At 67.7% G+C, this 23422-nt stretch carries 14 protein-coding genes and 2 pseudogenes; 5 read left to right on the top strand and 11 right to left on the bottom strand.

Going from position 1 to position 23422, the window contains the following annotated elements; genetic code table 11:
* Nucleotides 1-108 precede the first annotated feature (108 nt).
* The 4 genes and pseudogenes from ACZ4IF_RS40955 to ACZ4IF_RS40940 all read right to left on the bottom strand — a co-directional run bounded on the left by ACZ4IF_RS40955 (nt 109) and on the right by ACZ4IF_RS40940 (nt 2922).
* Nucleotides 109-232 (bottom strand): annotated as a pseudogene (locus tag ACZ4IF_RS40955) (hydrophobic protein).
* Nucleotides 233-360: 128 nt separating this feature from the next.
* Complete coding sequence (locus ACZ4IF_RS40950; RefSeq protein ID WP_467573218.1) at nt 361-1806, bottom strand: aldehyde dehydrogenase family protein; 1446 nt, start codon at nt 1804-1806, stop codon at nt 361-363.
* 273 nt (nt 1807-2079) lie between these two features.
* Nucleotides 2080-2472, bottom strand: a complete 393-nt coding sequence (locus tag ACZ4IF_RS40945; RefSeq protein ID WP_467573459.1) for an isochorismatase family protein — start codon at nt 2470-2472, stop codon at nt 2080-2082.
* 150 nt (nt 2473-2622) lie between these two features.
* The gene (locus tag ACZ4IF_RS40940; protein ID WP_467573215.1) at nt 2623-2922 is read right to left on the bottom strand and encodes a hypothetical protein; all 300 of its coding nucleotides are present in this window, start codon (nt 2920-2922) and stop codon (nt 2623-2625) included.
* Nucleotides 2923-2970: 48 nt separating this feature from the next.
* Between ACZ4IF_RS40940 and ACZ4IF_RS40935 the strand changes: the two genes are divergently transcribed.
* Nucleotides 2971-3252: a hypothetical protein gene (locus ACZ4IF_RS40935; protein ID WP_467573213.1), complete on the top strand. Its 282-nt coding sequence runs from the start codon at nt 2971-2973 to the stop codon at nt 3250-3252.
* 1075 nt (nt 3253-4327) lie between these two features.
* Here ACZ4IF_RS40935 and ACZ4IF_RS40930 read toward each other — a convergent pair.
* Genes ACZ4IF_RS40930 through ACZ4IF_RS40915 form a run of 4 tightly spaced genes read right to left on the bottom strand, consistent with a single transcriptional unit; the run spans nt 4328 to nt 14103 of the window.
* Nucleotides 4328-10087 carry an SAV_2336 N-terminal domain-related protein gene (locus ACZ4IF_RS40930; protein WP_467573210.1) on the bottom strand — a complete coding sequence of 1920 codons (5760 nt, stop codon included), beginning with the start codon at nt 10085-10087 and terminating at the stop codon, nt 4328-4330.
* A gap of 52 nt (nt 10088-10139) precedes the next feature.
* Nucleotides 10140-11096: an AAA family ATPase gene (locus ACZ4IF_RS40925; RefSeq protein WP_467573207.1), complete on the bottom strand. Its 957-nt coding sequence runs from the start codon at nt 11094-11096 to the stop codon at nt 10140-10142.
* On the bottom strand, nt 11093-13159 hold the full coding sequence (locus ACZ4IF_RS40920) for a vWA-MoxR associated conflict system protein (RefSeq protein ID WP_467573205.1): 2067 nt from the start codon (nt 13157-13159) through the stop codon (nt 11093-11095). The genes ACZ4IF_RS40925 and ACZ4IF_RS40920 overlap by 4 nt, the downstream gene beginning before the upstream one ends.
* On the bottom strand, nt 13156-14103 hold the full coding sequence (locus tag ACZ4IF_RS40915; RefSeq protein ID WP_467573203.1) for a hypothetical protein: 948 nt from the start codon (nt 14101-14103) through the stop codon (nt 13156-13158). The genes ACZ4IF_RS40920 and ACZ4IF_RS40915 overlap by 4 nt, the downstream gene beginning before the upstream one ends.
* 586 nt (nt 14104-14689) lie before the next feature.
* On the opposite strand from ACZ4IF_RS40915, the gene ACZ4IF_RS40910 reads away from it, so the two are divergent.
* Together ACZ4IF_RS40910 and ACZ4IF_RS40905 are read left to right on the top strand one after the other, a co-directional pair.
* Nucleotides 14690-14956 carry a hypothetical protein gene (locus ACZ4IF_RS40910; protein WP_467573201.1) on the top strand — a complete coding sequence of 89 codons (267 nt, stop codon included), beginning with the start codon at nt 14690-14692 and terminating at the stop codon, nt 14954-14956.
* Between the two features lie 95 nt (nt 14957-15051).
* Nucleotides 15052-15753 carry a restriction endonuclease gene (locus tag ACZ4IF_RS40905; protein ID WP_467573198.1) on the top strand — a complete coding sequence of 234 codons (702 nt, stop codon included), beginning with the start codon at nt 15052-15054 and terminating at the stop codon, nt 15751-15753.
* Nucleotides 15754-15832: 79 nt separating this feature from the next.
* On the opposite strand, the gene ACZ4IF_RS40900 is transcribed toward ACZ4IF_RS40905, so the two are convergent.
* Nucleotides 15833-16288, bottom strand: coding sequence for a hypothetical protein (locus ACZ4IF_RS40900; RefSeq protein ID WP_467573196.1), 456 nt, complete (start codon nt 16286-16288; stop codon nt 15833-15835).
* A 370-nt stretch (nt 16289-16658) separates the two neighbouring features.
* Here ACZ4IF_RS40900 and ACZ4IF_RS40895 point away from each other — a divergent pair, with 370 nt between their 5' ends.
* Nucleotides 16659-17951, top strand: a complete 1293-nt coding sequence (locus ACZ4IF_RS40895) for a DUF262 domain-containing protein (protein ID WP_467573194.1) — start codon at nt 16659-16661, stop codon at nt 17949-17951.
* On the opposite strand, the gene ACZ4IF_RS40890 is transcribed toward ACZ4IF_RS40895, so the two are convergent.
* Nucleotides 17945-22000 carry a trypsin-like peptidase domain-containing protein gene (locus ACZ4IF_RS40890; protein WP_467573190.1) on the bottom strand — a complete coding sequence of 1352 codons (4056 nt, stop codon included), beginning with the start codon at nt 21998-22000 and terminating at the stop codon, nt 17945-17947. The two genes, ACZ4IF_RS40895 and ACZ4IF_RS40890, sit on opposite strands and share 7 nt — an antisense overlap.
* 4 nt (nt 22001-22004) lie before the next feature.
* A complete protein-coding gene (locus ACZ4IF_RS40885) occupies nt 22005-22625 on the bottom strand; it encodes a trypco2 family protein (RefSeq protein WP_467573187.1) in 621 nt (206 codons plus the stop codon).
* A gap of 443 nt (nt 22626-23068) precedes the next feature.
* Between ACZ4IF_RS40885 and ACZ4IF_RS40880 the strand changes: the two are divergent.
* Nucleotides 23069-23218 (top strand): annotated as a pseudogene (locus ACZ4IF_RS40880) (aminoglycoside phosphotransferase); the annotation flags it as partial.
* Nucleotides 23219-23422: the final 204 nt, after the last annotated feature.

The raw sequence follows: 23422 nt of genomic DNA, 5'->3' as shown, positions 1-23422 counted from the left end.
GGATTTGCGCGTTGTAAAAACGCCTTCTTCTGCGCCCGGTTAGTGGCCAACCCAACTTGTGGGGGCCCCGCCCGCACGGGCCGGGGCCCCACTCATGTTGCTTGCGCGTCAGATGACGAACCCGAGCAGCCAGAGCACCAAGGCGGCGGGCGCTACCCGCCAAAGGGCCCTGACGGCGAAGCCCGCACCGAACGGGACGGGTGCGAAGCAGAACGAGCAGCAGAGGAGCCACGGTTGTCGACTGCGTGTGCCGACGCCTGCCGGATCTGTACGGTGGCCGGCGACGGCGTGTTCGGTTCCGACGCCGCCCTGCCCTCCGGGATTGGCGGCCGGCAGCATGCCGACCAGAAGGCCTTGCTGCTACAGCGCAAGGTCAGTGAGGACCAGCACGCGCTCGTAGGTGTAATCCGCCATGGCGAACTTCACTCCTTCACGGCCGACACCAGACTGCTTGACCCCGCCGTACGGCATCTGGTCGGCGCGATAGGAGGGCACATCGCCGATCACGACTCCGCCCACCTCCAGAGCCCGATGGGCCCGGAACGCAGCCTGCAGGTCGCGCGTGAACACGCCAGTCTGCAGTCCGTACTTGGAGTCGTTCACGGCGGCGAAGGCCTCGGCCTCACCGGACACCTTGAGGACCGTGAGAACTGGCCCGAAGACCTCCTCGCAGGCCAGGGTTGTATCTGCTGGAACATCCGCGAGGACCGTAGGCGCGTACGAGGCGCCCTCCCGTTTGCCGCCCGTGTACAGCGTGGCCCCGGAACCGACGGCTTCGTCGACCCACGCCTCGACGCGGCATGCTGCGTTCTCACTGACAAGCGGACCCACATCGGTCCTGTCATCCGAAGGGTCTCCGGTGACCTGAGACTCGACGGCAGCGACGATACGCGGCAGCAGCCGGTCGTACACCGCGGCGTCGGCTATGACACGCTGCACGGAGATACAGGACTGTCCGCCCTGGTAGTTGGAGAACACGGCGATGCGCGCGGCGGCCCAGTCAAGATCCTCGTCGCTCGCAAAGTCGGCCAACACCACGGCCGCACCGTTCCCGCCGAGCTCCAGCGTGCAGTGCTTTCTGGGAACCGAGTCCATGATGGCGTACCCGACCCTCTCGGAGCCGGTGAACGAGATAACGGGCAAGCGCTCGTCCTGCACCAGCTCTGGCATCCGGTCATTGGCGACTGGCAGGATGCTCCATGAACCGACAGGCAATCCGGTCTCGGCAAGCAGGTCACCGATGATCAGACCCGACAGCGGAGTATTGGGTGCCGGCTTAAGGATGATCGGAGCGCCGGCCGCGATGGCCGGGGCGACTTTGTGGGCACACTGGTTCAGCGGGAAGTTGAACGGCGTGATCCCCAGCACAACGCCCTTCGGGAAGCGGCGGGTGAGCGCCAGCCGGCCCTGGCCGCCGGCGTCAGTGTCCAGCCGCTGAGCCTCGCCGCTGTTGAAGCGGCGCGCTTCCTCCGCGGCGAACCTGAACACGGACACCGCACGGCCAACCTCACCGCGAGCCCATTTGATCGGCTTTCCGTTCTCCGCAGAAATGAGCCGCGCGATCTCCTCGGTGCGCTCCACGAGGCGCTCGCTCACGTGGTCGAGCGCGGCGGCACGTACATATGCCGGGGTAGCGGCGAACTCATCGCGAACGGCGTATGCCGCCGCCACCGCCTCCTCGACCTGCTCATCGGTGGGAACACTGACCTCTCCGATGACCTGGCCGGTCCAGGGGGAGGTGACCGCCAAGGTCGCCTCACCACTGGCCGGGCGTCCGGCGAGCCAGAAAGTGCGGGTGGGAATCATGTCCTGTCACGGCCCTTACGTCTGAAGGTGCGCTGACGTGTATCCGCCAGCAGTTAAACCGTAGGACCGCTGAGGTGACAGACGTTTTGTACGTGGTGTAGTGATCGCATGCATGCGCATGCCGGAAGGTAGCTTGCGGCGGCCCGTCCTTCGGCCGGCGACTCGCGGTTATCGACGTCCGATACGAGACCAGCGGCCGAAGCCGCTCATCTCGTCGCAGCATTGGCTCTTCGGCACCAGCTTTCCGCGGACGAGGCTGCGGAAAGGAATTCCTCAACGCTGAGTACCGCAAGATCCTGGCATCGTAGGCAGGGCGTCCACCGAAGGCTGCTGTCGCATCCGTGAAGGTGGTGACGTGAAATCTGTGTTCCATGCAGCTGCGTGCTGTGGACTCCACACACATGGCCCCGACAGCACTTCCAGGTCCGTGTCGGCCAAAACGTCGATGTTCTTGTGAGGTGCGATCACGGTTTCACCGTCGACTGGCGTGAGATCCGGATGGAAGTCGGCACCCCAGCTCCCCTCCTCGAACAGGCGCCTGGCGAACATCTCGTGATGAATACCCGGAATAGACTTCCAGGCCGTGTAGTCGGTCTCCGTGTACGACATAGGAGCGTGGAATACAGGAAAACCGTGCTCGCGCGCTCCAGCAAGAAGAGTCCTCAGGTTTTTGAGGGTGCCGATTCTCTCAAACTCATCCCTGTAGACACCGTAACGCCTTCCCGTCTTCGGAAAAGACGTCGTTGACGGTCTATCAGCAGCGGGCCTACACGCCCGCGCTGATGCTCGCGAGGATCGGGGAGGACCGGGTCAGCGTCATCGAACGGGGTCGGATCCCCTCAGACGCCGATGCAGGGTCGACACGGCCGGCTTCGCACTCTCGCCCACCCTGTCCGGCAGCAGAAGGTGCAGTTGTTCCACCGACAAGCCAGCGGCATCACGAAGGCCGCGAAGGAACAGGACCAGTTGGTTCTCCGCCTCGGACTGGCCGCACGGCGCGCCCGCCGGGCGGCCCCCTCGCTCACGCACGAGATCTCCCCTCAGCACACGGCTTTTCTCGAACAGATTGAAGTTCTCTCCGATAGAACGAGAGAAGGCCATCTGAATGATCGCCATGGCGGCAGGCTCGATCCATCGACGACGCACCAAGGGAGTTCAGCCGTCATGCCCCAGCCCACCACCCCGTCCCGTCACCGCTCCACGCTCGACTTCGCAGCCCTCGCAGCGGTTTTGACCACGGGCGTGGTCCTCGTTGCCTTGGGCGTCGCACCCGAATCGCTTGCCGCGGTCACCATCGCGCTCTCGGGCTTGTACTCGACATGGAGCGCGAGGGCCCGCGGCCGGGGCGCGGGGCCGCAGCAGCAACCGGGGGAGGAGCACAGCAGGCAGGCCATGGACACCGAACCGGCACCCCAGGAACAGGATCTCTCGCAGCATGCTCCCTGAGACAACAGCCCGCTGGCCACTGCCGGTCACTCCCTCAGGTGTGGCCTGGCCGACGACGAGTCGTCCCCTGCTCGAACACGTCACGCACCGCTGCTGCAGACCAGCGTGGTCTGTCACGGGTTTCGGGTGAGCACGACGACGAGCCAAGGTCCCCGCGTTGAGGTACCGCTGCAACGTGCGGAAAGCGGGCACTTTTGATGATGACGGCTTCTGCGGCGTTCCCGCCTTCCGTCCTGCGGGATGTCATCAAGGCGTGCTGGTCGGCCATGCCTTGAACGCGACTCACAGCGCGTTCAGTGCGTGCGGGCATCGCGGCGCGCTGTGCTGTCTTGGAGGCGATGGATGCGGACGTGAACCACTGCCCTGATCTCCAGCGTGCATCGTTCCACCTGGCTCTTTGGACAAGTGAGCGGCGACAGCCGCAGCTTGGGCCGGATCCATCAGGCCGAGAACGACTGCTGATACACCCCCGCCAGGGGCTTCTGGCTGAGGAGGACCGATGACCAGTCCGGATCCATCCGCGTGAGAGCGTCCGCCGCCCTTGTCGTTCCCAGCTTATGAAGCACAGTGGCAGCTAGATCGCGTTGGAGTCGTCGGATCACGGGTGCTGCCTGGGCACTGCGAATTTCTGCGAGCACGGCAACGATCCGAGCCGCTCCCTCGGTATAGATCAAGGCAGCGGCCTGGTCGGGGGTGATACGCCGCAGCGCCCTGCCAGCCTGCACCGGATCCATCTCCCGGACAGCCACAGGAGTGAGCTCTGGATGCTCTCGTCGAAGCGTGGCAAGTGCCTCCTGAGACATCGTGGGAACGTCAGGATGAGCAGGAGGAGACTGAGCGCGGACTGGCCAGTTGTGAGCTCCGTGGAGAGTTCGGCAGCGATGCGTTGGGCAGCGTGCTCCTCCTGGTCGTTTGGGCAGCAGCACGGGCGAGGACCTCATCGATGTCTTTGACGTCGGGATCGGCGGGAGAGACGCCCGCTGACCCAACCGCGATGTGATCTTGACCCGGGATGCTGGCGGCAGGGCGAGCATCTGCTTGCAGGCGGCGCAGTTCGGCCGTCCGGCCGCCACCGTCACAGATCTTCAGGGGGACGCGACCACGCTTCGATGGCAGGTGGCTCCGTGTACCCCGCGACGGAAACCCACGCCTTCGCTGTGCCTTCCTTGCTCTGGACGTAGACCGGGCGGAAGACGCTGCGCAGGCCCTCCCTGTCGGCGAAGACCGAGCGAAACAGGGTGTCGGAGACCGCCACGGCCGCCGGGGAATCGCTCGCGGCGTTCAGAGTGGCCCGCAACGGCTGCGAATCCACCAACCTGACGGCCGTGACCACCGGCTGCCCTAGCCATCCCCGTCGGTGCTGTGTCACTTCGCCGCAGTGCAGCGCGAGACGCAGTCTGAGCGATGCCTCCCGGTGGAGGTCGTGCAGCGCGCGCTCCAGTCGTGCGAGCAGGTCCGGAGCCAGCGCCATTGTTTGCGGCCCCGGCTCGAAGACGATCATCTGCCCGTCGCCGCTGCCGTTTCTCTCCCACGTCGGTGGGCTCTCGTCCTGGGAAAGCACTTCGGTCAGAAGGTTGTTCAGAGCACTTTGGGCATTCATTTGGTCCGTCACGGACTTCGCGGAATATCCCGCGATGTCCACGGCGAGGATGAGGTGGTCGCGCCCGGAGTCCACGACGGCGGCGCGGGTGCGTGCGAGTTCGCCGATGCCGGCGTCTGATTCGTTGCCGGTAGTACGGGCGTTGCTCCATTGCTTCCCTGCCTCCACCGCCCTGGTCGTCACTTCGAGTCCCAGGTCGGTGCGCAGGAGCAGGGGACGCAGCACGTACTGCGCGGAGGGCCCAGCACCGTGGATATGCAGCCATTCAAGTGCGTGCTCACCGGCCCTCATCGCCTCCGCCGGAGTGAGGTCGTCGCGGGAGAGCACCGCACGCAGGACAAACTGATCATCAAGATTGGTGTCGCGCCCGTGACCCTCCAGCCACCTCAGAGCGAGTGCCGTCGCCTCGCGCGCTTGCTCCGGTGTCAGGTCGGTGCGTTGGAGGAGCGGAGCGAACACGAGGCGGGCTTCGGGGGAGGCGTCGTTTGATCTGAGCCAGTCGAGGGCGTAGTGCACGAACTGGCGTAGGGCGTTGGGTGGTAGGTCGTCCCGGCGCAGTGCGGCGCCCTGTACGAAGCAACTGCCGAGGCTGTCGGGGTAGGAGTCCAGCCAGTGCAGCGCTTGGTTCACCACACTATGGGCATCCTCTTGCGACCAACCCGTGTGCAGGAGAGCCGTCGACAGTACGAACTGCGCCGATTCGGTGTCCCCATGTGCGGCGAGCCATGTCCGGGCATACGCCAGCGCCTGGGCCTTCTCGTCCCCGTCAATGTGGGGGGTTGCCAGCAGGGAGCGCACTAGATACTGGGCATCTTGGGTCTGCCCGTGCACCGTAAGCCAGTCCAGCGCCTGTTGGATCACCTGTGTTGTCCGCCGGCGGGGCAGATCCGCGCGGGACACGAGGGTGAAGAGGATGTATTGAGCGCTCTCGGTATGGCCCTGCACGCTCAGCCAGGCCAGCGCCTGGTCGACGACGGCTCTGACCTCGTCCGTGCCGAGGTCGGTGCGTCTCAGCAGCTCACGCAGGACAAGCTGGGCGTCAAGGTCGGTGTCGCGCCCGTGACCCTCCAGCCACCTCAGCGCGAGCGCTGTGGCCTCGCGTGCTTCCTCTGGTGTCAGGTCGGTGCGTTGGAGGAGCGGAGCGAGCACGAGGCGGGCTTCGGGGGAGGCGCCGTCCGATCTGAGCCAGTCGAGGGCGTACTGCACGAACTGGCGTAGAGCGTTGGATGGTAGGTCGTTCCGGCGCAGTGCAGCGCTCTGCACGAAGGCACTGTCGAGGCTACCGGCGTAGGAGCCCAACCAGCGCAGCGCCTGGTTCACGACGAAGTGGGCATCCTCCTGCGACAGAGCCTCACGCAGTAGAGCCGCCGACAGCACGAACTGCGCCGATTTTGTGTCCCCATGTGCGGCGAGCCATGTCCGGGCATACGCCACTGTCCGGACTGTCTCGTCCCCGTCTATGTAGGGGGTTGCCAACAGGGAGCGCAGTAAATATTGGGCATCTTGGGTCTGCCCGTGCACCGTAAGCCAGTCCAGCGCCTGTTGGATCACCTGTGTTGTCTGCCGGCGGGGCAGATCCGTGCGGGAGATGAGGGCGGTGAGGATGTATCGAGCGCTCTCGGTATGGCCATGCACGTTCAGCCAGGCCAGTGCCTCGTCGACGACGGCTCTGACCTCGTCCGTGCCGAGGTCGGTGCGTTCCAACTGCTGACGCAGTTGGACGGGGGTGGGGTCCTGCACGGCGGTGGGCGCATCCCGCCGCTCCGTAGCGAGTGTTCGGAAACGCTCGGCAAGCTGTGAGTCGCCCTGTTCCTCTGCTGTGCGGGCGACGGCTTCCAGGTCCGGAACCGCGGCGTTCCGGGCTAGCGCGTCCCACAAGGATTCCGGGGGGATCGAGTGACGGCGGATTTCACGCCCGTAGTGCTCGATATGGTCGGAGAGCCGGAAGGATCCCAACGAGGACGCTGATCTGTCCGGCCGCGCAACTTGGATCAGGCCTGCGCTGATCAGGTTCTCGATAGAGAGTTGTCTCAGATCCGGGGTGTTCCCTTTGAGATGGCGTAGATAGCCGAGGGCCGCCTCGGAGAGCAGGACGCCAGGGATCGTCGGGCCGTGACCGTAGCGGCGGGCGTCGATCGCGGCGTCCACGAAGGCACGTACGAACGAGGGCGCGGAGGTGTAGCGCTCGATCGCGTCGGCGCCACTCGTGAGATATGAGGGGGGCGGGGTATCCAGTGACGATGGCACGGGGACGACCACACCCGCCAGGCACAGAGCTCGTGCCTGCTGATGACGGTCGGGGGAACTCAGCGGGGCAGCGGAGGTGAGTGTGTACCAGGGCTCCGTCCGCACTGTGCCCACCATCAGGACCGGACCGTCGGTGGGGGATTCCAGCCGCGCTCTCAGCGCCTCCGCGACCCGTTCGCTGCGGCCGCCGGCCGTCTCGTCCAGGAGGTGACGCTCCGCATCGCCCAGCCAGATCACGGTGCGCGCACCGATCCGGGCCGGGGTGTCGAGTGCCGCCTCGAGGTCGGCGCTGGACCGGGGTTCCCACAAAGACCAGTCGTCCGGGAGGTGGCGCACCGCTTCCCAGGCCGACCGGGACTTGCCCGAGCCAGGCGGGCCGACGAGCAGGACCAGCCGCGATCCTCCGGCAACGCAGGCACCTACGACGGCTCGCAGCAATCGGTCGTGGCTCCGCTCGGCGTAGTGCGGCGCTTGCGACCGCGCCACACGGTCGGCGAATTCAGCAATCGGTTGCCCGAGCCGTGTCGTCATGACGGATGATGCCGGTTCTTCTCGATGCTTCTGCAGTGCACGGTCCCGCAGCTCGTTGAGAGCGACCGCAGTTGGCCGGCCGTCGGAATCCGGATCAGTCTGTCGGGCGAGGAAGTGAACCAGCCAGTCAAAACTGCGCTCGTCGGCCGGGACGGCCTTCCCTTGGAACCAGTCGGACAGTGTGCTCGTGGTGAGGCGGACGGGAGGGGACGCGTGCTCGGCCTGCCACACCAGCGACGCGTATGTCGGGGCGCCGGCCCGGTGGTGCAGCTCGCGCAGAGATTTGGCGAGCGCGTCCCGGCTCTCCCGCCGTACTTTGCTCAGGCGGGTCTGGACACGGAGCACGACGACGGCCCCCGGCCGGGGAGCTGTGCGCTCGACAAACGTCACGCAGGAGCCGAGAGGCTGAAGCCCTGCGGGTTTGTCCGAGTCGTCGAGAACCAGGAGAAAATCGACGGGAGAGAGCACGACCGGGGCGCGCGGGGACTCGGTGCGCGCAGCCTGCATCACGCGCGGCCACGAGAATGCGGCATCCATTCGTACCGTGACATGCAGCGACGCGCCCGGGGCACGCCACAGCAGGTCCTGTTCGGGCGCGTCCTCACCCAGGGGCGGCCCCTCGAGGTCAATGCCCTCCTTGGAGAGCTGGCCACGGAGGTCGCTGATCACATGGGCGAGTGTGAGTCTGCCCTGGAGGGGGCGCAGGTCATCGAAGAGCGTGTTCCGAGAAGGCCAGCCACCAAGCGGGGCCGGGAGCCGGTGATAGGTGTAGTCGATCAGGCGCCGCAACAGGACCTCGGCGTCGCGCAGAGCCGAGGGCGAAGTGGATGGGCCGAACAGCGACTGCATCTGCGCCCGTACCGCCTCGTACGTAGCGGATGCCTCGTCCGACTCGAGAGTTGTCTCCGCGGCACTACCCTCGAAAGTGGCCGGGGATGTCGCACCGGCCCGTCGTGTCGCCCCCGCGCCTTCGCCCTGCCTCACCGCGGTGGCCGCCTCGGCGAAGGGTTGGGTCTGCGCCGGGACTTGCCGTGCCGCAGTCGGATCGTGCAGTACGGTCGCGACGCCCCCAGGGGCGTACGGATGGGCGGCGGCATGGCGGCTGAAGGCGGCCCGGACGTGCCATGCGTCATGGGTCGTGAGGTACGTGCGCAGATGGGCGCGGGCAGGGTCACTGAGCGCCAGCAACGGATCGCCCTCGGCGTCGCGGCGTACGGTGAACAGGCCGCTGGTGAGCAGCTCGGCGAGATCGGAGTACCGGGCTTCGGGCACGGCCTCGTCGCGCAGGATGTGCAACAGCGGCAGAGGCAGGTCGGGCAGCCCGGAGCAGAGGACGGCCAGACGCACGGCCGGGGTGGGGGCGGTGTGGACGAACGCTTCGGCGAGCCGCGTCGGGTCGGCCTGTCGGGCAGGTGCAGATCCCCCCTTGCGCGCTCGGGGCAGACGACCGGTCGCAGGGATGAGGACCGCGTCGCAGCCCCGTGGGTCGGCGCGCATGAGTGTGCTCGCCCACGCGCCCAGGGAATTCGGGCTGCAGGACACGACGGGCAGCGCGCACCAGGGCCCGAGGGTGTCCTCGGCGTCCGTATGGGGACGGAGCCTGGGAGGCAGCCGGAAGCGGAGGGCGCGGTTGGGCTCGCCGGCTCGGTCCGCGGTGACACGTACGGGGGGCAGGTTCAGGGCGGAGCGGCGCCACAGCCGCGGTGGCAACGGATCGAGCAGAGCCACCGGAATCTGTGTGCCCCAGCTGCGCAACAACAACCAGGGGTCGGCGGTGTGCCAGCCGCGGGCGGCGCAGTCGGAGACCAGCAGGACCAGCCGCCTGCCCCGGGTGCCGCTGCCGTGGTGGGGAACGCGCTCGCGGGGGACTTCGCGGCCGTGGTGGTCGCGTACGTGCGGCTCGTCCCCTTGCCATTGCAGGCGCCAGGTGTGGACGGCGCGGAAACCTCCCAAGGTGGTCAGGAGCCGAGTGAGGGCCCCGATGGTCTCCTGCCATACGCTCATGGACAGCGCGGAGTCCACGATGACGACCGCCTCGAACCAGGGTTCGGGAGCGGGACGGAACAGTGGTACCAGGGGGCCGCCGCGCGCATAGTGCTCGACGGTGGCGTCGATGTCCAGGAGGCTGCGTGCGCCCTGGCGCCATGGCCGGCGGAAGGGCTGGATGGCCCGGCCGACGACGAGTGCATCCGGCAGCGGGTCGGCGCGCCCCAGTGACATCGGCGCGCCACGTACCGTCTCACTCGCCCCGGGTTGCCGGACGGACAGCTCCCTGCTCCTCGTGCCGGTCGAGGTGCCATTCTCAGCCGGCCCGGGCTCGGTGTGCTCAGGCGGCGCCTTGGATTCGGGGCGGGCGACGGTCTCTTCGGCGGGTGCGGACCGGGGCGGGTCCGGGTCCTGGTCCGCGGTGCCCGAGGCGGCGAGCCACAGGGCATCGGCGAGCGTGCGCGCGTCCACTGCGGAGGGCAGTGGCGCACTGCCCAGGGCCCGAACGAGCCGGGCGAGGGCGTCAGACACGCGAGAGCTCGCGCAGGAGCAGCTCTCGCAGCTCCTCGTACTGTTTGCCCTGCGGCGCCTGGTCACCGGTGAGCAGGGCCACGGCGTTCAGCAGCTGGTCGACGGCGAGGTGTTCGCCCGCCTCTACTCGCTCGGCGAACTCCTTGACAAGTGACTGTGCGCCCTGAGGCACCTCGTGGAAGTGGGCCTCGACGATGCCGGTGAAGAAGTCACGTTCGAGGGCGGGCATGGGGAAGCGGATGCAGCGGCGCAGGAAGGCCGGTGAGAAGTCGCGTTCACCGTTGCTGGTCAGCAGAATGAACGGGAACTGGGTGCACTGCACCCGCCCCCGCTCGATGAGGTGCTCCTCGTCGCTGTCCCACTGGCGGACCTTGACCCTCGGCTTGCGGTACCGCACGAGTTCGGGGATCTCGAACTCACCTCGCTCCAGGACCTCCAGCAGGTCGCTGGGCAAGTCGAGGTCGCTTTTGTCAATCTCGTCGACCAGCAGGGCACGCGGCTGGTCGGCCGGCAACAGGGCGGTGCCGAGGGGGCCGAGTTGCAGAAAGGGAGCGATGTCGTCGCGGCTGCGTCCGCGTCCGGCCCGGTCCGCCGGTCCGTGCGTCATGGCCGCGCGCAGGCTCTGCGCGTGGATGCGGCCCAGGGCGTCGTAACGGTAGACGGCATCGGTCAGCGAGCTGCGGGAGGTGACGTGCCAGCGCAGGACCTGACCGAGCTTCAGCTCGTGGGCCACCTGCTCAATCACAGTGGACTTGCCGGACCCGGCGGGACCAGTGACGAGGAGAGGGCGGCGCAGGTGCAATGCCGCGTTCACCGCGTCGACGAGACCGGGCGGCGGCTGGTACTGGAGGTGCTGCGGCGTACGCGGAAACGTGCGCCACGGCGGCGGGACGGCCAGCGCAGTGTCCCGCTGCTCGCCGTCACCGCGGTAGTAGGGCTTCCAGGTCACAACTCCTCCTCGGGGCTGGCCACGACACGCTGCTCGAAGGGACGGCAGAACTCCAGCCAGACCTCGTCATGCCAGACTGCTCGTACCTCGCCGAGACAGGTCTTGCAAACTCCGTGTCCGGCGGACCACCGCTCCCGGTAGGCCTTGGCGAAGCCAGCGGGCAGGCTGTGCCAGTGGTGTTCTACCTGGGCCTGCAGTCGTTGGTCACCGGGGCGCGCGTCCGGTCGTGGCCACAGGATGATCGGCGCGTACGGCAGTAGCTGCTCGAGGACGTCATGCAGGGCTTCGGGGTGGTGGTCGAGCCCGACCGCGGTGTCGTACCTGCCTGTCTCCAGGTCCTGCTCGAGTTGCCGACGGTCCTTCAGGGCAGCCGCGCCGATCCAATCCACCGGCCCGCTGGTGCAGGCGGCCATGTTGCGCAGCGCCTTGCGGGCGGCATCGTTCATCTCGGCGTTCTCCTCCATCGGGTCCATGCGGCCGCTCCAGCGCATGATGACGGTGTGGTTGACGCCGAGTCGGCGAAAGCCGACCTTGTCCTCCTCGGGCTGCCAGGACGCCAGCAAGTGGGCGGGCGCGGCGACGTCCACGTTGATCAGCTGTTCCGGTGTGGGGAGCCGGTGGCGCGCCCAGTTCAGGGCTGCGCCGATCGCCCGGCCCGCTCCGCGCTGGTCCGCGGACTCGCAGCGGAAGCGCTCGTGTACGGGGAGCCTCTCGCCGCCGCCGACGAGCCAGGCGTCTACCTCGTCCGGCCAGTCGTTCAGCGCGCCGGCCAGGCTGACGACCAGGCGGAGTTCACCCTGCTCACGCTCGAGCGCCAGCTGGGCCAGGGCGTCGTTGAAGTCGGTCACCACACCAGTGTTTCGCGCCCACTCCCGCAGCCGGGTGTCCACCTCGTTGCCCGCGGCCAGTAGGGCGAGGGCCGCCACGAAGCGCGCGGGGACCTTCCACGGGGACTCGTCGTCTTTTTGCATGCGTAGGGCCGCGTACTCGACGATGTCGCGCAGCAGCTCGGCGCCCTCTGCCTCCACAGGCAGACCCGACAACTGGCGTGCCGCGCGCAGCAGATCGCTGGTCAGCACCTTGGCGAACACGATGTTGAGGAGGGCGACGATCTCGCAGCATCCCAGGAGTGTCGCCACCACGTCGGTGACCCGGTCGTGCCAGACCGGGTCGGCAGCCTCCGCCGCCTCGTTCCTCCGGGCGAACGTGTGGAGCTCGTCGAGCGCGGATCGCGTCAGGCGTGCCGGGAGGCGGGTACCGGCACGCCACAGGGTCACGGCTTCCTGCAGGTCCTGTCGACCCGCCGGCCCCACGACCCCGCCTCCGGCGCCTGGCGCCGACCGCGCGTTGCGGGCGAGCCACAAGCCGTCGGCAGCGAAGGGGTCGTTGTCGTATTCGAACCGGCCGACGACCTGGCCGACGATGCGTTCGCGTAGCGCTTCGGTGAGCTTGGCGTCCGCATACACCAGGGGACCGGCGCCGGTGACTCCTTGGCGCAACACGTCGACGACGGCGAACGTCAGACGCATGTCGCGGGCCTTCTGATCGGCTGCGGCTGCGGTGAGGACCGACAGCCTGGTACGGCCCGCCCGCACCCCACCCGCGATACCGCGCGCGTCCGGGGTGGCGCCGGCCGCGTGGCAGGTGTCCACCAGCGCGACGACGCCCTCGACCCCTGGTTCGTCGACGGCTTCGGTGAGCAACTGGCCGACGTGCACCGCTGACCCAATACTGCCGGTAGTGGAGTCGGCAACCATGTAGTACAGGTCGGTCTGCTGGGGAGCGGTGAAACCGTGCCCGAGCAACGCCACCACCAGCACCGCGTTGTCGTCCCGGGCCCGGCACACGGCTTCGCGTACGGCGGTGCGCACGTCCTCGGGTTTCAGAGCGGCGCTGACCAGCAAGGACGGATGATCGCCCGTGCGGGCGACGCAGTCCCCAAGGGCGGGGTCGGTGAGCACGGAGTGCAGGTTGCGGGCGGCATCCTCCAGCCGGGACAGGACGCCCATCGCCGTGCACTGTGCGCCCACCACCAGGACGTGCCGGCGCTGCTCCTCGGTCACTTCTTGAGCGCTTCGACCAGGGGGCCGGCGACGGCCGGCTGCTGCAGGTACTTGGTGGCGCTGTGCACCCACAGACCGTCGGAGTCCACCCGCTCGGTGACCGGCAGGACACCTGAGGCGTTGGGCAGCATCCAGTTCTGGATGCGGGGCCGGCCCACCACGATGTCGTCGCGGTCCCAGAAGTTCAGCCACCGTTCGACCCGGTCAGGAGTGCGGGGCGGTTGTGGCACGAGCCGTTGCAGTACGGCCGCCCCGGTAGCCAGCGGTGAGCCCAAGGTCATCAGCAGCGGAACCGGCCCGCGGTAGCCGCACAGTGCCTCGAACGCCACGACGGTGCCGAGCGAGTGACTCACCACGATCAGCGGCCGATCGGGGTCCGTGCCGCGCAGTACCCGCTCGCGGATCCGCTGGTCCAAAGCGCGCCCGGCACTGTCGGCCTCTTGCCTGCCGAGGTAGCGGCCGACCTGGGCCAAATACCACAGCAGCGGCAGACCACTCGCCCACTGCGCGCTCCCGCGCAGCCCCGGAATCTGCAGCAAGGTCGTCAGCACCCCGCCGAGGACCCGGATCGGCGCTCCGACACCCTGAGCCTCGCAGTCGAAGCGCGGCAGCTGAGACCGGGCGTCCTCGATCACCGCCAATGCCCGCTTGTCACCCCTCTCCACGGACTGTACGCCCAGCTCGTCGATCAGTGCCTCGACGAACTCCTCCAGGAACACCGCGTCTTCCTGGTCCTCGAGTGCCAGGACCTGGTTCCCCTGTGCCTCGGCGTCGGTGAACAGATCGCTGTAGTCGGCGAACCGAACCTCCGCCAGCCAGCCCTGGGTCAGCCCGGAGACCGCGTCGGAGTGTCCCGCCTTGCGGGCGCCTGCGGCCAAGGCCTCCAGCCACTCACGGCGTTCCCGCTCCGGATCACGGATTCCTCCGATCCCGTGCAAGAACACAAGTTGAGCAGCGTCTGAATCGCCCACCCTCGCCCCCCGAACCAACTGTGCTGAAACGCTCGACTGACACTAAGCCACAACTCCGCGCCTCAGCAGGCGAATCGGGCAACATCGGAGGAGGACCCCGCCATGGGGCTGGCCTTATGCGCCGGTGATCTACTCAACGTCGCTCGCGGGCCGGGCCGGACGGCATCGATGGCGCGATATACCGCTTTGGGCCGGGGGTCTCACCACGGTCCCCGAAGCGGTCCCCCCTTCCGCTCACCGAACGCTTTGAAGCGAGTTTCCTGCTCCGGCCGCGTGTCGCGAGGGCCGGCGCCGTTTGCCCCACTGTTGGGACGTGCATGGCCAACTCGCCCGCCGACCACACGAAGGCCACACGTGACGTAGCGTGAACTCGCTCCAAAATCAGCGCAGTTGAGCACTTCACGCTGATCGACTGTCAGTGGCGGCCGCCGGCATGGGCCGGGATGCGGGGAAGCGCCGACCACTGGGGGTCCTCATGCCATTCGTGCGACCGTACATGCGCTCCGACGGAACACCGGTACGCGGACACTTCCGGTGGGCGCCGGGAGCACGCCGGGAGATGACCATCTTCGCCATAGCCGGCCTGGTAGTGCTCGGCTTCGGCAACACCCAGGACACCAGCGGGACAGCCGACACAACATCCCGACCCTCGGTGTCCTACCCGATCCGCTTCGACCACAGCGGCGCAGGCGGCCCCGGCCATGCACGGCCGCGCCCGAGCGTGTCGTATCCGATCAGGTTCACCGGGCCCACGCCCCGGCGCGCGACGCTCACGCCGAGCGTGTCGTACCCGATCGACTTCTCACGCCTGGGAGCCGGCCGGTGACTCGACGGCCCCCAGCGCGGCGGTCCCCGGCCCGGCGGCCTGCCCGGCGCTCCCGTCGAAAGCAGCACGACGATGCGCAACTCCTCGTTCTCGTCGTGGTGGCGGCTGCTGCCTGCGGCCTGGTGATGGCGGCGGTCAACTGGCTGTTCGTGCACTGGTGGCTGCTGGTCGTCGCGGTTGTCGTCGCAATCCCGGCCGCTGTCGTGTGGTTGCAGCAGCGGGCACAGCGACTGCAGCAGGAGCAGGACCTGCGCTACCAGCTGGTGTACCTGGATGCACTCTCACACCAGCAGTTCAAGTTCGGCGTACGTGACCTGATGCGCCGGGACGGCTGCAGGGACGTCGTCCAGGTCGGCGGGCAGGGGGATCTGGGGGCGGATGTGAAGGCGACCGACCCGTTGGGGCGCCGCTGGGCCATCCAGTGCAAGCACCGCCGCGACGGAGAGCGGGGGGCTGCGGTGGGAACACCGGAACTGCAGGTCCTCAACGGAACCGGACGCCCGGTCCATGGGGCGGACGTGGTGGTGATGGTGACCAACGGCCGCATCACCCGGCCCGGCCTCGTCTTCGACCGCGTGCGCGGTACGCGGCCGGCACTTTGTACAGGTGTCCGTAACTGCAACCGCCGGATGCGACGTGCCGGTGGGAGCGGACGGCATACGAACGACATCAGCCACCCCCACCAGCGTTGTCGTCAGGAGACGTCGTCGAAAGGCTCCCTCCCGCATGCCGGTCCTGTGACGAACCGCCGCGCTGACGATCCGCCCACCCCAGGCACACAAGCAGGCTGGCGCTGAACTCGCGTCGAAATGACGTCCACGGAAAGTGACACAGCCAGGCGATCGAGCCTCAACGATCGGGCTCACTCCTGCCGAGCTATCGGAAGGTGAGGGTTCGGAGCATGCCTTCGAACCGCTTGAAGGCGGGTGCGGTGTCCACGACCTGGGTGGTTTCGACCGGCGTCCATGCCACCAGGGGCCTGCCGGGGGCATCGATGACGGCCACTCGGAAGTCGTTGTCGGGCTGGAGGCCGTAGCAGTCTTCGTCGGGGTCCCCTTGGGCCGTCGGACAGCCGAAGGATCCGTCCATCGGCTCATTGGTGCTGCCGGTCAGCAGCGTGGCTGCCCGGCCGCCGACGGTCGTGGTCTTCTCGTCCCGCCAGTTCGCGTGATAGCCGGACTGCTCATGAAGGTATGCCACGTAGCCCTTGTAGGTGGTGGGCGGATTCTCGGGGCTTCCGCTGCCGCCTGGCCGGTACACCACCACGGGCAGCAGGAATCGGACCTTGTTGCCGGATTTCACCCACGTCAGAAAGGTCCGGGTGTCCGACACCGGTCGGCTTCCCAGCGAGGTGGGGACGGTGATCTTGAGTGGCACCCTGAAGGACTGGCTGGTGTAGGAGTGCGATGCCGCTGTGGAGGGAGACGGCTCAGCGGCCCCTTCTGCGCCGCCATCACAGCCCGTCACGGCGAGCAGGGCCAATGTGCCGGCACCGGAACCCAATACCCGATGAGCGCGCGTATGCCACATCCGGCCACCCCCAAGGTCGTGAGGTACGACTTTGCGGTCACCGCATCCGTTGAGGCAAGAGCACTGGCATTCAAGCCGATTCTCCCGGCCTCCGTGCTGCACATGGTGATCACGCAAACGTCGTGTCCCAGATACGCATGGACGCCGGCAGCACCTGCGCCCCGGGGCTGTGATGGTCAACTGCAACGCTCAGAATGGCCAACTGAGCTGCTCAGCCACACCGTTGTCGAGCAGGGTTCCGACTTCCCAAACCCTCGGCGGATCTCCTCGGCGAGGGCGCCGCCCTCTTCGCTCAGACCGAGGTAGGCCCACGAGATCCCGGCGTCGGCTGCCTTGGAGACAGATGCCGTCGAGGATGGCGCGGTTGAGATCGGCGCACGGCGATGACGCGGGGCCAAGGGACAGCCAGGACGGCAGCTCTGGGGAGGGTGGCCGCACGGACGCCGCATCAGCAAGTGAGCTGTGGCATCTGGTTGAGTCGTGCGAGTGTCTACCTCCCAAACAAATCAGGGGACGGGCGACTATGGAACCTCAGCGGCATGTCCGGCTACGGCTCGCAAGACGGCGGCCAGCTCCGGACCGAGTGAGGGCACGGATGCGCGACGAGATGCCCGAGCTCCCTGCGCCGGGTCGACTGAGATTCTGGGGGCGGCCATCCAAGCACCGGCGTTACCTCGTGGACGGGCAGCAGAGGTTCGTCACGCTGCATCTGCTCTTTCTGCAAATACGGCTGTGGGCCCAGGAGACCGGGCACGCCAGGGCGGTCGACCGGCTCAACCGGGTGATTACGACCGACGCAGAGCACTTCTCGGTCGCCATCACCGATCGTGATCGCGTCCTGCGAGCGGTCACCGAGGGCCACAGATACGAAGCAGGCGCCGGGGACTCGCTCTCCCGCCGCAATCAATGGGCACGCAGCCAGCAGATCGAGTCCCAACTCGTCGAGGAACTGGACGCGGAGAAACTCCACCGGTTCACCGAGTGGCTGCTCGACAGGGTGGTCCTGGTCGGGATCCGAGCGGCCGGCGCCGACCACGGCTACCGGATATTCGAGACGACGAAGGATCGGGGTGCCCGCCTCACCGCCGTCGACCTCCTCAAGAGCCACCTGCTCTCCAACGTCGGCTCCGGCGAAGATCAGTTGAACACCCTGTGGCAGGAGATGCTGCGAGAGCTGACAACCGACCGTGAGGACCCCACCGCCGCGTCCCGCTTCATCAAGGCCTACCTCCTGGCCCGCTGCGCACGCGAGGGCTGCGACGACGACCGCCGGCAGATCGCAACCAACCTCAACGTGTGGGTCCGCCACAACGCCGCACATCTGGGACTGGTCCTTGAACGCCCCGACAACTTACTGCAGTTCGTCCAGGACCTGCTGAAGACGGCCAGACTGCCGCTCGGGCCGCCTGTCGAGAGAGCCGGCGCCGCTTGCCCTACTGCTGTGACGCGCACCGTCAGTCAGTAGGAACCGTGGGTGTCCACCAGCGCAGCGAGGCGGTGCCGGTGGCTTTCGACCTGCCGACGTCGCTCGGTGTTTTCGTCGGAGTGGTCGCGCAGCCAGGCATCCGCGCGGTCCAGAGCCCGCCGTACCCTTCGTTCGGCTTGGGGCCGCCTGGGCGAGTGATCCAGCCAGTGCGCCACTTGCATCAGAAGGGGACGGACCCCGCCGTGGTTGCTCGGCTGCACCTCCAGCCAGTCCAGCGCGACGTCCAGGATAGAGTCGACCGCTTCCGCGCCGGGCAGATCGCCGCCGTGCAGCAGAGTTTCCAGCAGCCTTCCGTTCGCCGCGTTGCGCTCACTGCCGGGGCGGAGCCGACGCAAAGCCACCTGCGAGGCATACCGGCGCACGCTGGGGGAGGGCGCACGGCTGTCGAGCACGGACGCCAGTAGATTGATCGCCCGGTTGTCGTGGTCGTTGACCGTGGACCAGCCGACGCACGTGGTGTGGAGCCGATCGAGGACCGGCGCGTCGAGCTGGTCGGTGCCCTTCAGCATGTCTTCGAGTGCAGGCTCGGCCCCCTTTGGCTGTCCCGCCCGCTCCAGCAGGTCGCAGGCGCGGGCGACGAAGCGGTTCCACTCGGCGACGGCCTCGGAGCGGCGGGTCAGGAGGGCTCTGACGAGAGTGGGCCTCTTCTTTTGCCCCCTCTCCTGTACCAGGGCGCGCACGGATAGCACCTGCACGGCTCGCGCGGCCAGCCGGGTACGGTCTGTTGGTGTCGCGAGCGGACTCTTTAGCGCGGTGGTCAGGAGACCCAGCGCACCGGGTGCCTTGGGGTACCGGTCCAAACACTGGAGCGTCGCGGTCATCGCCCGGGCCGGCTCGTCGCCGGTGAGGTCGGATCGCCGCAGGAGCGAGGTGAGCGGGTAAGCGGTGTGCGGGCTGGCAAGAGCCGAGGGCAACTGGGCGAAGGTTGCTCTCAGCAGCCGGTCCCTGACGTCCTGATCGAGGTGCGTCCGGCGCAGCAGGGGCGTCAGGACGGAGCGGGCCACAGTGGGATCGGGACGCTTCTGAAGCAGGGTCAGCGCCCGATCCGCGAGCCAGTGCAGCCGTTCTGGATCCTCGTCGGGCAGTTCAGTGTCCAAGAGGGCACCAGTCACCGAGCTCACACTCTGTTCTGTGGAGTCGCCGCGTGCCGCCAGCCAGTCCATGGCCAGACGTCCGAGCTGCCGCTGCTCGTCGTCGGTGAAGGCAGCGTTGTTGCGGGCAGTGGACTTGGCAGCGTTCTTCAGCAGTGGAGGCAGGACCAAGCCCAGCTCGACGTGTTGGTCGGCGTTCGGCTCCAGCCAGTTCCAGGCTGCCTGAACGGCACGGGGGAGGGCATCCCGCCCGGGCAACCCGGGGACGACCAGTTCCTTGAGAAGGTACGCGGCGGCGGGACGCTGTCCGTACCCGGCGTTGTGGTCCAGCCAGGCGAAGGAGGCCTTGACCGCCTGATCGAACATGCCCTCGGGTAGGTCCCGGTACAGTCGGTGCCTGGTGAGCACGGCTTCGAGAGCGAAGGTGGCGTTCGGCGGGTCGCCGGGTGCCACTGTGTCCAAGAGCAGGCCAGCCACCCATGCGAGGTCAGTGCCGGTGAGTTCCCGGCGTTGGAGGAGCGGCCTGGCGACGAAGCCCGCCTCGCGCATCGTGCCGTAGCGCCGCAGCCAGCGTAGCGCCCAGTACAGGACCTGCTCGATGCGTGCGTCGCCGTACGGCAGGGCGTTCTTGCGGGTGTCGAGAAGTCGCTGCAACGGACGGCAGGCGCTGATGCGGTGCGAGTGGCGGGTGAGCCATTCGTAGGCCTGCTCTGCGGTCCACTCCCGGGTCGCCGGGTCGAGGTCGTCAGCCTCCAGGGCCCGGTGGAGGGCGAGCGCGGCTTCGGGCGCGTCGGCGTGGCCGTAGATCCATTCCGTGAGATAGCGACGGCTGATCCTGGGTGGCAGGTGACGTGCCGCGGTCAGGACGGTGTCGCGGGCTTTGGCCTTGGCGTAGTGCTCCCGCAGCCACGGTTCGGCCAGCTCGCGTATCGCCACCGGGCGCCAGGTGCGCCGTATGAGGAGGGTCCGGATCTCGCGGCCCTCGCCCGTGGGGTCTGTCAGGATCAGGTTCCGGAGAGCGTCGAGGCGATGGGCGCACCACTCCTCGACAACCTGGGTCAGTTGGCCGCTCGCCTCGGTGTCGAGTGTTTCGCGCAGCCGGTCCACAGCGGTGGCGACCCGCACCAGGGCGGGGCCGTCGTCCAGGCCTGTCTCCAGCACCCGGCGCAGCCCTTCGCGGTGCACGGTCTTCTGGTCGGCGTTGAGTACCGCGTGGCCGAGCAGGCTGTCGGCGTAGACATCATGCTCGGGTCGCAGCGCGCCGTCCTCGGCGTAGAGCAGGCCGTTCTCGACGAGCCGCTCGATCAGCAATCCGCCTGCTGTCCGACGGGGGTCGTCGCGGCCCGGAGCGAAGAAGTCCAGCGCGTCTTGGAACCGGCAGGGTGAATGGACGACGATCTGGGCCACGGCCGTGGCATCGGGATCCGGGCCACCGTCCCGGGACACCGCGGGCAGCCTCATGCCGAGCAGGATGTCGCGCAGCCAGTTGCTGAACTCGCGGTCGGGACGGGGTACGGCGTCCGTCAGGTCGTGGCCCTTGCGAGCCTGGTTGTCGTAGTACGTGGCGCAGAGCTGGCTGGCCGCCGGAGGGCCGGCGCAGAGTCGTTCAAGGTGCCGCTTGCCCCGCTGCCTGACGGCGTCACGAGCCAGGCTCCGCACTATTTGCCGACTGATGGCACGGTGGTACTGCCGGTCCCAACGGATGTCGACCTTCTCGAAGGTCGACGTGGGGTTCAGTGGGCCGCGCGCGAGATCATCGAGCCGCACGCGGCGAGCGGTCGTCAGGACGGCGAGCCGGACACCAGATCCGCCAGCCTCGGAGAACACCTCGTTGTAGGTCGTCCCCGGATCGGCGATCCAATCGATGTCGTCGGCGACCACGAGAACCTGGTCCGCCAGTTCCTGGACGCTGTCCCACACGTCGATCAGGGATGCCGCCTTGGTGAGGTGCACGACCAGCCATTGCCGCGTGTCCTCAGCCAGGGCCGCGGTTTCCAGACACAGCCGTGTCTTGCCAGCTCCGGGCTCGCCGGTGATGACCAGCCCGGCGGGCAGACCCGGTCTCCTGGCCAGGTCGGCGAGGCGGGCGAGGACGTCACCAGGCGAGCTGGCGTCACCGGGGTCGACGTAGGGCAGCTTCTCATGGACGAGCGGCCGCCGGTGCGACCCGCGAATCACGTCCATACGGACATGGTGCTGCCGCAGTGCGTTGCTGCGGGGTTGCTGTCCGGTGCGGTCCCAGCCGTCGGGCGGCGCCGGCAGGGGGCGCGGGTCCACGCCCGCCTCTCGCAGCAGCCGCCGCCACTCCGCGTCGTCGACTTGCGCGAGTGGTGTCACCTCGAGCCTGCCGACGCCTGCCGCCGGAACGTGGTCGCTGACCACGCCGATCAGGAGCCCGGAGTCCTCGGTGATCAAGGCTGCGCCGGACATGCCCTGCCAGGGGCTCTTGCCGGGCGGCGCCGGGAGGGGTGCGGCGTCTTCCACGGCGACGCGCAGTCTGTCCGGTGCTCCGGTATCGCTGGTCAGGATCCTGCAGCGGATCCCGGCCCGGCCTCGCCAGACGTCGTCCGGCGCATGAGGGGAGCTTCTGTCGACCTCGGCCCATCCGGGAAAGCCGAGAGCATGGGCGGACACGTCCGTGTGCCTGGCGCGGTCTACGCTCCCCAGCCGCACGGGCTCGACAGGTGTCGCGGGCGGCGTATCGAACTGGAGGAGGGCCAAGTCCAGGGCCTCATCCTGCCGCAGGCACGTCACCGGCCGGTCAATTCCGTCACCGCCGAGACGGGCCGTCACGCCCGTGGTGTCCTTGAGCACATGGGCAGCGGTTACGACGAGCCGGTCGGACACCCGGTAACCGCTGCCGAGGCGGCACTTGCCGTCGGGCAGGTCGCCGATCAGACGAGCCACTCGAGCAACGTCCAGGTAGGGCTTCACCACCAGCTCACCTCGGCCGACGGCTCACCGTGTCGCCTGCGGAAACCGGTTTGTTGTCGAGCGTTGCGGCGTCCAGTTGGAGGCGCAGCGTCTGCACATCACTGCGTCCCTCCGAGCGTTGTGCACCCGCGGAGATCACATGAACGCGGATGCCGCCGTTCACTCCACCGGACTGGCTGAGAGTCGTCTGCAGTTCGAGTTCGAGTGAGGAGACCGAGAGCCGTACAGGACCGCCCTCCGCCTGGGCCGCGCTCATCGCCTGCGCGAGTTCGCGTCGTATGGCGCCCAGAGCCGCAGCCAAGCCGATGCCCTCGTCCCCGTCGTGTCCGGACGCCGCCAAGTTTCCCCCTGTTGGCCTGTAGTTCAGTACACCGGTTCTTGAATCTAGTATGTCCACCAATGCCACCGCCAGTACCACAGATGGTCGCCGTAGCTCCGAACTCTCCGCCTGAGTAAGGAAGTTGTAGAGGTTGTGCCACCTTCTGCACACGAGCTTGGCGACCCGCCGGACCTCGTCAGCTTCCGTCTCTGGCGCCTCGACCTCAACCCGGTCCGTGTCGACGCGCAGATCCTTCAGCCGGATACGACAGCCCACGCGACGTGCCGCACCCTGGACGCTCTCGGTCACCGAAGCGGCTCGGCACAGGTCCGCATGCAAATCCCGGTGAACACGCGCACACAGCCGGTCGCCCCTCGGGCGAGATCCGGCGATCGAGTAACTGCCCTTTGGCGGACACGGGCCCGTACCCGGTCTGTGCTCGGGACGAGTGGGCCGGGGAGGAATTTCCGGGCCGGCGCCGGCTGAACGACCAGTAGCTGTCCCACTCGTCCCTCGAAGGAGGTGAGAGGGACAGTTGCTTCGGCTGGCCGGGGTCAGCGGAGGTTGCCGCTCATGCCGATTTGCGCCGACACCCTTCGGGCACTCGGCCTTGTTGTAGCCGTAACGCCAGTACGGCTTGCTGTTGTACTTCTTGCCGTTGGTGCACTTCGCCTTGACGTGCACGAGGTATCCGGGGCACTTGGCGTGGGCCCGGCCGCGACCGTGGGCGTAGTCGAGCCACTTGGAACACTCGGCGCGCCCGAGGATTGGCTGCTTTGAAAGGCCTTTTCCCTGTCCACATGTGCCAGAAGGGGGAACAGAGCCTTCCCGGCGGAAAACCGACATGGGGACCCGCCGGCCGGGCAGCGCTCGACCGTGTTCTGGCGTGCAGCTTTGGCTGATCCTCTCACTGCAAGTGCCGCATTCCTGTACAGGCTCCATCCACCACTCCACCGACGTTGACTGATGCTGTCGTCCAACCCCTCCCTGGTGGCAGATGAGGGCGAACTCAGAAGCCGTATCTCAACCGAACGTGATCGTTTGATTTCTGCTGGTCAGGAATGGTTTCGCTCGGGTTGAGGGAGGCATGTCGACGTCTTGTGTCC

Source organism: Streptomyces sp. NPDC025784 (genome assembly GCF_055558435.1).
The sequence above is the reverse complement of the archived record's forward strand: the minus strand, read 5'-3'. Positions and strand labels throughout refer to the sequence as shown.